Below are 7746 nucleotides of genomic sequence, written 5' to 3'. Positions count from 1 at the left end.
CGGCAGGCCCCACCCCCCACCGCGCCACGACCACGAGGAGGACACCTGCATGGAACAGCCGCAGCAGTCAGCGGGACCGGAGGAGGCCGGAGCGGAGGCCGGCAAGCCCCCGCTCCGCGTCGGCATGGTCGGCTACGCGTTCATGGGCGCCGCCCACTCCCAGGGCTGGCGCACCGCGGGCCGCGTCTTCGACCTGCCGTTGACCCCGGTGCTCACCGCGCTCTGCGGGCGCGACGCCGCCGCCGTCCGCGCGGCGGCCGACCGGCACGGCTGGGCGACGACCGAGACCGACTGGCGGGCGCTGATCGCCCGCGACGACGTGGACCTCGTCGACATCTGCACGCCCGGCGACAGCCACGCCGAGATCGCTCTCGCGGCGCTGGCGGCGGGCAAACACGTCCTGTGCGAGAAGCCCCTCGCGAACACGGTCGAGGAAGCCGAAACCATGACCCGTGCCGCGGAAACCGCGTTCACAACAGGCGGGCAGCTGGCCATGGTCGGCTTCAACTACCGCAGGGTCCCCGCCACCGCGCTGGCCCGGCGCATGGTGGCCGAGGGCCGGCTCGGCCGGCTGCGGCACGTCCGGGTGACGTACCTCCAGGACTGGCTCAACGACCCGGAGTTCCCGCTGACCTGGCGGCTACGCAAGGAGCGGGCCGGCTCGGGTTCCCTCGGCGACCTCGGCGCGCACATCGTCGACCTCGCACAACACCTCGTGGGGGAGCGGCTGGCCGGGGTCTCGGCGCTCACCGAGACGTTCGTACGGCAGCGGCCGCTGCCCGGCGGACCGAGCAGCGGCCTGGCCGCGGGCGCAGGCCGGGCCGGCACCGCGACGGTCACCGTCGACGACGCCGCCGTGTTCACCGGCCGCTTCGTCTCCGGCGCCCTCGCCTCCTTCGAGGCGACCCGCTACGCCACCGGCCGCAAGAACGCCTTGCGCCTCGAACTCAACGGGGAGCGCGGCTCGTTGGCCTTCGACCTGGAACGCCTCAACGAACTGTGGTTCCACGACGCCACCGAACCCGCCGTCCACGCCGGCTTCCGGCGCATCCTCGTCACCGAACCCGACCATCCCTACCTGGAGGGCTGGTGGCCCCCCGGCCACGGCCTGGGCTACGAGCACACCTTCGTCCACCAGGCCCGCGACCTCGTCCACGCGATCGCCGAGGGCCGGGTGCCGCAGCCCTCCTTCGCCGAAGGGCTGCAGGTCCAGCGCGTCCTGGCGGCCGTCGAGGAGAGCGCCGAGAAGAACTCCGTCTACACCCCGATCGCCGACTGAGGAGGCTCGCAGCATGCCCCGCAGATTCACACTCTTCACCGGTCAGTGGGCAGACCTCCCCCTGGAGGAGGTCTGCCGCCTCGCCCGCGACTTCGGCTACGACGGTCTCGAACTCGCCTGCTGGGGCGATCACTTCGAGGTCGACAAGGCCCTCGCCGACCCGGCGTACCTCGACTCCCGGCGGGCCCTGCTCGACAAGTACGGCCTGAACTGCTGGGCCGTCTCCAACCACCTCGTGGGCCAGGCCGTCTGCGACGCCATCATCGACGAACGCCACCAGGCCATCCTGCCGGCCCGCATCTGGGGCGACGGCGAACCGGAGGGCGTCCGGCGACGGGCCGCGACCGAGATCGCCGACACCGCCCGCGCGGCGGCCGCGTTCGGCGTCGACACCGTCATCGGCTTCACCGGCTCCGCCATCTGGCACCTGGTCGCCATGTTCCCGCCCGCCCCGGAAAGCATGATCGAACGCGGCTACCAGGATTTCGCAGAGCGCTGGAACCCGATCCTCGACGTCTTCGACGCGGAGGGCGTGCGGTTCGCCCACGAGGTCCACCCGAGCGAGATCGCCTACGACTACTGGACGACCGTACGCACCCTGGATGCAGTCGACCGTCGACCGGCTTTCGGCCTCAACTTCGACCCCAGCCACTTCGTGTGGCAGGACCTCGACCCGGTCGGCTTCCTGTGGGACTTCCGTGACCGCATCTACCACGTGGACTGCAAGGAGGCCCGCAAGCGCCTCGACGGCCGCAACGGCCGCCTCGGCTCCCATCTGCCCTGGGGCGACCCCCGCCGCGGCTGGGACTTCGTGTCAGCCGGCCATGGCGACGTCCCCTGGGAGGACGTCTTCCGGATGCTGCGCTCGATCGACTACCGCGGCCCGGTCTCCGTGGAGTGGGAGGACGCCGGCATGGACCGGCTCCAGGGCGCCCCGGAGGCACTGAAGACCCTCAGGGCCTACGACTTCGAGCCGCCGTCGGCCTCCTTCGACGCGGCGTTCGGCAACTGATCCCAGGATCACCACAGGCTCTCCGGGATGACGGCGCATCCCGGCGCAAGCACCCGCACGTACAACCGGCCCCATGCTGGAGGCACCCGTGCACGGGAACGACCGCACCATCCGTACCGCCAGACACCAGCCCCGCAGACGACGTCCCGCGCTGCTCAGGGCCATCGCCCTGTTCGGCGGCGCCCTGCTGGCCGGGACGTCACTCTCCCTCACCGCACCGCAGGCCGGCGCAGCCGTCGCCGGCCGGGCGGCCCAGGCATCCCCGGCCGCGGCGGAGGCCGTCGCCGCCGAGGACTTCCAGCAGGTCACCCTCGCCAAGGGCGAGGCGGAGGTCGGGGAGCCCATGTCCCTCGCGGTCCTCCCCGACCGCTCCGTCCTGCACACCTCGCGCGACGGCGAGCTGCGCCTCACCGACGCCGCCGGCAACACCCGCCTGGCGGGCAAGCTCGCCGTCTACTCCCACGACGAGGAGGGCCTCCAAGGCATCGGCGTCGACCCGCAGTTCAGCTCCAACCGCTTCATCTACCTCTACTACGCACCCCCGCTGGACACCCCCGCGGGTGACGCCCCCGAGACCGGGACGGCCGCCGACTTCGCGCCCTTCGACGGCGTCAACCGGCTCTCCCGGTTCGTCCTGAAGACCGACGGCACCCTGGACGCCGCCAGCGAGACGAAGATCCTCGACGTGCCGGCCTCCCGCGGGCTGTGCTGCCACGTCGGCGGCGACATCGACTTCGACGCGGCGGGCAACCTGTACCTGTCGACCGGCGACGACACCAACCCGTTCCAGTCGGACGGCTTCACGCCCATCGACGACCGCCCGAACCGCAACCCCGCCTTCGACGCCCGGCGTTCCTCCGGCAACACCAACGACCTGCGCGGCAAGATCCTGCGCATCAAGGTGAACGCCGACGGCTCGTACACGGTCCCCGACGGCAACCTCTTCGCGCCCGGCACGGACCGGACGCGGCCCGAGATCTACGCGATGGGTTTCCGCAACCCGTTCCGGTTCAGCGTCGACAAGGAGACGGGCATCCTCTACGTCGGCGACTACGGCCCCGACGCCGGTGCCGCCGATCCGGCCCGCGGCCCCGCCGGACAGGTCGAGTTCGCACGTGTCACCCGGCCCGGCAACTTCGGCTGGCCGTTCTGTACGGGCGACAATGACCCGTATACCGCCTACGATTTCGCGACGGGTGTATCCGGTGAGCCGTTCGACTGCGCCGCACCGAAGAACACCTCGCCGCACAACACCGGCCTCACCGACCTGCCGCCGGCCCAGCCCGCCTGGATTCCCTACGACGGCGGTTCGCTGCCCGAGTTCGGCAGCGGCTCGGAGTCGCCCATGGGCGGCCCCGTCTACCACTTCGACCCGGCGCTCGACTCGCCGGTGAAGTTCCCCGAGGCCTACGACGGCGACTTCTTCGCCGGGGAGTTCGGCCGCCGCTGGATCAAGCGCATCACCAGCGACGCCGACGGCACCGTGCAGGCGATCAACGACGTACCGTGGACCGGCACGCAGATCATGGACATGACCTTCGGTCCCGACGGTGCGCTGTACGTTCTCGACTACGGCGTCTCCTGGTTCGGCGGCGACGAGCACTCCGCCCTGTACCGCATCGAGAACGCCACCGACGGCCACTCCCCGGTCGCCCAGGCCGCGGCCGACCGCACCTCCGGTCAGGCGCCGCTCAGGGTGAGCTTCTCCTCCGCCGGCACGACGGATCAGGACGGTGACGCGCTCACCTACCGCTGGGACTTCGGCGACGGCTCCACCTCCACCGCGGCGGACCCCACGCACCGCTACCGCAAGAACGGCACCTACACCGCCACGCTCACCGCGAAGGACCCGAGCGGACGCACCGGCAGCGCGAGCGTGCAGGTGGTCGTCGGCAACACCGCGCCGAAGGTGACCCTCGAACTTCCCAGGGACGGGCAGCTGTTCAGCTTCGGCGACGCCATCCCGTTCAAGGTGCGCGTCACCGACCCCGAGGACGCTGCGATCGACTGCTCGAAGGTCGAGGTCACCTTCGTCCTCGGCCACGACAGCCACGGCCACCCCGTGACCTCGGCGAACGGCTGCACCGGCACCATCCAGACCAGCGCCGACGGCGGCCACGACGACGACGCCAACATCTTCGGCGTGTTCGACGCCGAGTACACCGACGGTGGGGGCGGCGGCCAGGCGGCGCTCACCACCCACGACCAGAACCTGCTCCAGCCCCGACACCGCCAGGCCGAGCACTTCGGGAACTCCTCCGGTGTCACCGTGACCGCCCGCGAATCGGCGCACGGCGGCCGGACCGTCGGCGAGATCGCCTCCGGCGACTGGATCTCCTTCACGCCGTACGTCCTCGCCGACGCCAAGAAGCTCACCGCCCGCGTCGCGTCCGCCGGTTCCGGCGGAACGCTCGAGGTCCGCGCCGGCTCGCGCACGGGCACCCTGCTCGGCAGGGCGACGGTGCCGCCCACCGGCGGTTGGGACACCTACCAGGACGTCAGCGCCCCCCTGTCCCGCGCACCCAAGGGCACGACCACGCTCTACCTGGTCTTCAGGGGAAGCGGTTCCGCAGCCCTGTACGAGCTGGACGACTTCACCCTCACCGCGAACTGAGAGGAGGCTCTCATGCGCTCAACCGGCCGACTGGCCACGTCACTTGCGGGAGCCGCCCTGCTCCTCGGCGGCGCCACGCTGCCCGCCGCCTCACACTCCCCGTCCCCCGGTGAGGCACGCGTCCTGGTCTTCTCCAAGACGGCGGGTTTCCGGCACGACTCGATCCCCGACGGCGTCGCCGCGCTGAAGGAACTGGGGGCCACCGACGGCTTCACCGTCCACGCCACCGAGGACGCGGGCGCCTTCACGCCGGCCAACCTGCGGCGCTACGACGCGGTGGTCTTCCTCTCGACCACCGGCGACGTCCTCGACGACACCCAGCAGCGGGCCTTCGAGGACTACATCCGCCGCGGCGGCGGATACGTCGGCATCCACGCGGCAGCCGACACCGAGTACGACTGGCCCTTCTACGGCGGCCTGGCCGGCGCCTACTTCCAGTCGCACCCGGCGATCCAGCCCGCCACGGTCGACGTCGAGGACCACGCCCACCCGGCGACCTCGGGACTCCCGCGGTCCTGGATCCGGACCGACGAGTGGTACAACTACCGCTCCAATCCGCGCGACCGGGCCCACGTGCTGGCCTCGCTCGACGAGTCCTCGTACACCGGCGGCACCATGCGGGGCGACCATCCGATCGCCTGGTGCCAGGACTACCAGGGTGGCCGCGCCTTCTACACCGGCGGCGGTCACACGAAGGAGTCCTACGCGGATCCGGTATTCCGTAGACACCTGGTCGGCGGAATCCTGTATGCGGTCGGCGAGATCCAGGCCGACTGTCGACCGGAGAACGGATACCGTCCGCTGTTCGCCGGCAGCTCGCTGGACGGCTGGCGTCAGGCCGGCCCCGGCTCCTTCACCCTCGACGACGACGGCACCCTCACGTCCTCGGGCGGGATGGGCCTGCTCTGGTACGCCGCCTCGGGCTTCTCCTCGTACTCCCTGAAGCTCGACTGGAAGATGGCAAGCGCTTCCGGCGACGACAACTCCGGTGTGTTCGTGGGCTTCCCGCCCTCCGACGACCCCTGGTCGGCGGTGAACAACGGCTATGAGATCCAGATCGACGCCACCGACGTACCCGAGAAGACCACAGGGTCCGTCTACGGCTTCCGGTCCGCCGACCTGAAGAAGCGCGACCGTGCGCTGAATCCGCCGGGGGAGTGGAACACGTACGAGATCCGCGTGGAGGGCGAACGCCTCCGACTGTGGCTCAACGGCGTGAAGATCAACGATTTCACCAACACCGACCCGGCCCGCAGCCTGCGCGACGGTCACCTCGGTCTCCAGAACCACGGAACCGGCGACCAGGTGTCCTTCCGCGACGTCCGGATCAAGGAACTGCCCGTCAAGGGCTCCTGAACGGCGGCGGGCGGAGGACGCCGGACCTCCGCCCGCCGTCACCCATCCCCGCGCGCAGAGCCCGGCGCGCGCACCGCTCGCCGCTCACCTCTGCTCCGGCCTGTCTCCCCGCCCGCCCGTCTGCCCGCGCTCACCTCCGCGCGCTCACCTCTGCTCATTCGCCCTCTCCGCCTTCGCCCTCTCCGCCTTCGCCCTCTCCGCCTTCGCCCTCTCCGCCCTCGCTCTCTCCGCCTTCACCCTCTCCGCGCCCAGCTTCGCGCACGACAAGGAGGCCGCCCATGTCCGCGCCCCGCCAACTCCCCCCTCGCGTCGGCGTCTGGCTGATCGGGGCCCGCGGGTCCGTCGCCACCACCGTCGTGGCGGGCTGCGCCGCCCTGACCGCAGGACTGCGCCCGCCGACGGGCCTGGTCACCGAGACCCCCGCCTTCGCTCGCAGCGGACTGCCCGCGCTGTCCTCCCTCGTCTTCGGCGGACACGACACCCTCGACTGTCCGCTGCCCAAGCGAGCCGAACAGCTCGCCGCCGGCGGCGTTCTGCCGCCCGGCCTCCCCGCCGCCGTCGAGGCCGAACTCGCCGCTGCCGAACGGGAGATCAGGCCGGGTGGCCCCCTCCCCGGCGACACCCGCGACGAGGAGGAGCTGATCGCCGCCTTCGCCACGGACCTGCGCGACTTCGTACGACGGCTGGGACTGGACCGTGCGGTCGTGGTGAACGTCGCCTCCACCGAACCCGCACCCACCGGAGCGGCCCTTCCCGCCAGTTCCCTCTACGCCGCGGCGGCCCTGCGCGCCGGCTGCCCCTACGTCAACTTCACCCCCTCGACCGGCCTGCACCACCCGGGCCTGGCCGGTCTCGCCGCGTCGAGCGGGCTGCCGTACGGCGGGCGCGACGGCAAGACCGGGCAGACGCTGCTGCGGTCCGTCCTCGGGCCGATGTTCGCCCAGCGGGCCCTCGATGTGCGGGCCTGGTCCGGCACCAACCTGCTGGGCGGCGGCGACGGAGCCGCCCTGGCCGACCCGGCGGCAGCCGCGGCCAAGAACGCCGGCAAGGAACGCGTCCTCGCCGACACCCTCGGCACGGTCCCCGAGGGGCAGGTGCACATCGACGACGTGCCCGCCCTCGGCGACTGGAAGACCGCCTGGGACCACGTCGCCTTCGACGGCTTCCTCGGCACCCGCATGGTCCTCCAGACCATCTGGCAGGGCTGCGACTCGGCCCTCGCCGCCCCGCTCGTCCTGGACCTGGCCCGCCTCCTCGCCCGCGCCCACGAGCGCGGTCTTTCGGGCCCGCGCCCCGAACTCGCCTTCTTCTTCAAGGACCCCGTGGGAGACGCGCCGGCCTCCCTGGCGGAGCAGTACGCGGAACTGGAGAGGTTCGCCCGCCGACTGAGCGAGGAGGACGGACGGTGAGCGGGGGAGAGGTGGGGCATCAGGTGGGCGCCCCGGCGTCCACGAGGGAGCAGCGCCGTACTCCCGATCCCCGTAC

Annotated in this window: 5 protein-coding genes; all 5 read left to right on the top strand. The window is 71.8% G+C overall.

Features of this window, described 5'->3' with window-relative positions:
- Nucleotides 1-49 precede the first annotated feature (49 nt).
- Complete coding sequence (locus BZL64_RS25050) at nucleotides 50-1279, top strand: Gfo/Idh/MocA family protein (RefSeq protein ID WP_086771459.1); 1230 nt, start codon at nucleotides 50-52, stop codon at nucleotides 1277-1279.
- A 13-nt stretch (nucleotides 1280-1292) separates the two neighbouring features.
- A complete protein-coding gene (locus BZL64_RS25045; RefSeq protein ID WP_086771458.1) occupies nucleotides 1293-2291 on the top strand; it encodes a sugar phosphate isomerase/epimerase family protein in 999 nt (332 codons plus the stop codon).
- A gap of 88 nt (nucleotides 2292-2379) precedes the next feature.
- On the top strand, nucleotides 2380-4905 hold the full coding sequence (locus BZL64_RS25040) for a PQQ-dependent sugar dehydrogenase (protein WP_425276066.1): 2526 nt from the start codon (nucleotides 2380-2382) through the stop codon (nucleotides 4903-4905).
- Between the two features lie 12 nt (nucleotides 4906-4917).
- Nucleotides 4918-6261 carry a ThuA domain-containing protein gene (locus BZL64_RS25035; protein WP_086771456.1) on the top strand — a complete coding sequence of 448 codons (1344 nt, stop codon included), beginning with the start codon at nucleotides 4918-4920 and terminating at the stop codon, nucleotides 6259-6261.
- A 278-nt stretch (nucleotides 6262-6539) separates the two neighbouring features.
- On the top strand, nucleotides 6540-7670 hold the full coding sequence (locus BZL64_RS25030) for an inositol-3-phosphate synthase (RefSeq protein WP_086771455.1): 1131 nt from the start codon (nucleotides 6540-6542) through the stop codon (nucleotides 7668-7670).
- Nucleotides 7671-7746 lie beyond the last annotated feature (76 nt).

This window comes from Streptomyces bobili, assembly GCF_002154575.1.
GTDB classification, from domain to species: domain Bacteria; phylum Actinomycetota; class Actinomycetes; order Streptomycetales; family Streptomycetaceae; genus Streptomyces; species Streptomyces bobili.
Note: the sequence above shows the minus strand (reverse complement) of the source record. Positions and strands in the feature narration are given on the sequence as shown.